Origin of the sequence: uncultured Mycobacterium sp. (genome assembly GCF_964249325.1) — a bacterium.
In the GTDB taxonomy this organism is placed as follows: Bacteria; Actinomycetota; Actinomycetes; order Mycobacteriales; family Mycobacteriaceae; genus Mycobacterium.
The window spans coordinates 1-3,765 of record NZ_CAXUCH010000333.1 but is presented as its reverse complement, the minus strand read 5'-3'; the positions used below and the strand labels follow the sequence as shown (position 1 = coordinate 3,765).

1 protein-coding gene is annotated in these 3,765 nt (G+C 68.0%); it reads left to right on the top strand.

Annotated elements, in window-relative coordinates; translation table 11 throughout:
* Nucleotides 1–14: 14 nt before the first annotated feature.
* On the top strand, nucleotides 15–3,765 hold a 3,751-nt coding region (gene eccCa / locus ACFE99_RS23880), incomplete at its 3' end, for a type VII secretion protein EccCa (RefSeq protein WP_375489191.1).

Sequence of the window (3,765 nt, the reverse complement as noted above, 5' to 3'; positions counted from 1 at the left end):
GGCTGGTGGTCGGCGTGGTGGGGCTGATCGTGGCGATGTACGTGTCGGGCATGCGTACGTTCGCCACGGGGTTCGGGCTGTTCGGCTTCATGGCCGCGTTCAGCATGGTCGGGATGCTGGTGCGGGGTCGCGGCGCCGCGCAGAAGATGTCGTGGGGCGAGCTGACGGCGGCCCGGCGGGCGTGGTTTGCCCGCCAAGACGACATCCGCGACGAGGTCAACGTCCAGCGGCGCAAGCAGTGGGAGCATCGCCGCCATTTCCATTGGGACCCCGCTGATTTGCCCAGTGTGGCCGGTTCGGTGCGGATGTGGGAGCGCGCCCCGGGCAGCGAGGCGTTCGCCGTGGTGCGCGTCGGGGTGGGCAAGGTGGCGTTGAAGATGACGCTGGAAAAACCCAAGGTGGTGCAGGCGTCACATCTGGAGCCGGCGACCGGTCATGCGCTGCGTAAGTTCATCAACGAGCAGGAGTACATCGACAACACCCCGAAAGCGATTTGGCTGCAACGTTTTCCGGGTCTGTCGGTCATCGGGGACCTCGATGAGGCGCGCGCTGTGACGCGGGCGATGATGTGCCAGCTGGCGGCCTTTCACAGCCCGGCCGACGTGCAGATCATTGTGGTGACATCGGCGCCCACACAGTGGGATTGGGCTAAGTGGCTTCCGCATCTGCAGCACCGCAACCGCCGCGACGGCTGCGGGGAGCGCCGGCTGCTGTTTTCCTCACCGGCGCAGCTGGAGCAGTTTCTTGACGAGGACCCCGAGGGGCCGCGCGACCCGTGGCGACCGCCCGCGAGCCGCGACGAACTGCACGGGGCCTCGACACAGGTGCTCCCGCTGCGGGTGATCATCGACGACAACTGCGCCACTCCGGAGGACTGGGCGGGGTTGACCGGCGCGGGCGGCTACGCGGGGACCTGTTTTATCCGGTTGGCCCGCCAGGCCCCGCCGCGCCCGCCGGAGACGTTCGCAGCCAAGTACTGGGTCGGCTTTGATCCGTCGTGCACCTACCGGCTCGCCGACGGGGTGCTGCGCAAGCGCTTGCCACCCGACGACCCGGCGTTGTTCGCGGCCAGCCCGCACGGCGCCGACGAGCTGGAGGAGGCGTTTTACGCCACCGCCGATCAGATGAGCCTGGCCGACGCTGAGCGCTTCGCGCGCGGGTTGGCCCGGTATCGGGCCACCGGGTCGACCAGTGTGGCCGCCGAGGAGGACACCGGGCGGCGCACGCTGCTCGACGTGCTGGGCATCGACGACCCGCTGCGGCTGGATGTGGACCGGTTGTGGGCACCGCGGATGATCCAGGGCCGCGAGTGGATGCGGTTTCCGGTGGGCACCTACAGCGACACCGGCGAAGTGGTGGAGCTGGACCTCAAGGAAGGCTCCCAGCAAGGCATGAACATGCATTCGCTGTTCGTGGGCAGCACCGGGGCCGGCAAAACCGAGGGCATCATCACCGAGGTGGCCTCGCTGTGTGCGACGCATTCGCCTGACGTGGTCAACATCGTGTTCTCCGACTTCAAACTGAAGTCGGCCGCGGGGATCATTCAGCGCTTCCCGCATGTGGTGGCCGCGGTGAGCAACCTGGCCGACGAGCGCCACCTGGTGGGCCGCATGTATGAGGCCCTCGACGGGGAACTGGACCGGCGCGGGGCGGCGATCGCGGCGCTGGACAGCTGCCCGGATGTGACCACCTACAACCAGCGGCGCCTGACCGACCCGTCGCTGCCGCCGATTCCGGCGTTGTTCGTGATCTGCGACGAATACAACGAGATGTTCACCGATCCGATCTGGGGGCTGAAGTTTCGCCAGCTGTTTTGGCGCATCGTGCGCCAGGGCCGCTCGCTGCACGTGTTCTTGCAGTTGGTCGGCCAGATCGTGGATACACAGAACCTGCGCGATATCCGCAAGCAGCTGGGGTTCACCATCGCCGCGCGCACCGGGCGGGAGGAGGATTCCCGCGAGGCCATCGGCAGCGGCGTGGCTGCGCACATTCCGCCCGAAAACGCCGAGGGCACAGCGTATTTGCGGGTCGCGTTGCGCCAGCCGCGCCAGTTCCGGTTCTTTTATTCCTCGGCGCCGTTCGTCGCCTCGCGGGCAAGCCGGCGGGCCGTCGAGCCGGTGCGTGCGGGCACCTGGTTCGAGCCGCGGGTGTTCAGCGTCGAGCAGGCCGAGGACATCGACGGCTTGTTGGCGGCCCCGCCGGTCGCACCTGAGCCGGTCGAGGTCGCCGACCCGATGCCCAGCGGGCCGAACACGAAGATCGTTGACGCGCTGATCAACTCGTTGCAGGCCACCGGGGTGGGTCCGCCGCGCCCGTTTTGGTTGCCGCCGCTGGGGGAGCCGCCCGCGGCTGATGACCTGGTGGGCCGGCTGCGCGGCAAGCCGTGGGATGTCGACTACGGCAACAACCCCGGCCTGCTGCTGCCGGTGGCGCTGGAGGACCGTCCGCGTGAGCACCGCCAGGATGTGCACAGCCTGGACCTGCTGAACGACAATGCGCTGATCGTGTGCGCGCCCAAACGCGGGGCGACCAACGCGGTGATGACCATGGTGACTACGGGCGCACTGATGTATCGCCCTGAGCGGGTGCAGTTTTACTGCATCGCGGCCAGCGGCCCGCATCTGGCGAGGGTCGGCGATCTGCCGCACGTGGCCGCGGTGGTCGCCAGCTCCGACAGCGAGGGCGTGGGCCGGGTGATCGCCACGGTGGAAAACATTGTGGCCGAACGGGACCGGATCTTCACCACTCGGGGGCTGGACATGATGACGGTGCGCGAAGCCAAGTTCGGCGCCAATCCGCACGACATCGGTGTGCCGGGCGGGGATGTGGTGCTGATCGTCGACGGGTGGAGCAACTTCAACGAAGCCTATCCGCAGCATGTCGACACGGTGCTCAGGCTCATGCGGGCCCGCAACTACGGGGTGCGCGTGGTGATCACCCACACCAGTTCGCTCACGGGTCTGCGCAGCGCGGTGCGCACCGAATCCGCGCAGCGCCTGGAATTGCGGTTGGTCAACCCACTGGACTCCGAGATTCCGCGGGATCCGCGCGACCCGCAGCGCAACCCGGCCAAAGAAGTGCCCGATGTGCCGGGCCGGGGTATGAGCCCCAGCGGCCACCATTTGATGGTGGGGGTGCCGGTCCTGGCCAACCAGCCGCAGGGTCCGGTGGAGGTCCGCGAGATCGGCGCGGTGGTGCGTCGGGTGGCCGGGGTCGACAAGGTGACAACGTTCAAGCGGTTGCCGGAGTCGGTGCCGCTGGCTGAGATCCTGGCCGGCTGCGACGCTGTGCAGCGCAAGGAGCTGGTGCCGTTCGGGCTGTCGGAAAAGACGCTGGCCCCGGCGTTCATCGACTTCGCCGAGCATCCGCACGTGATCGTGACGGGGCGGGCAGGCTCCGGGCGGACGAACTTTTTGCGCACGATGATGCTGAGCATCATGAGCCGCTACCGGCCGCAGGAGGCGTCGATCATCTTGATCGACCCGCGCCGCAAGCTGGTGGGTGTGGTGCCCGAGGATCCCGACAACCCGTGGCTGGCGCAGTACGCCTACACCACCACCAACATTCGCGAGGTGGTCGGGCACCTGTGTGCGCTGCTGGAGCGGCGCCTGCCGCCGCCGGGCACCAGCCAGCAAGAGCTGCTGACCCGCAGGTTCTGGACGGGCAAGGAATTGTTCCTCGTCGTCGATGACCTGAGCTCGTGGAGCAACGCCGAAAACCCGCTCAACGGGCTGGCGCCGTTCGTCGAGCAGGCCGGCGAGCTGG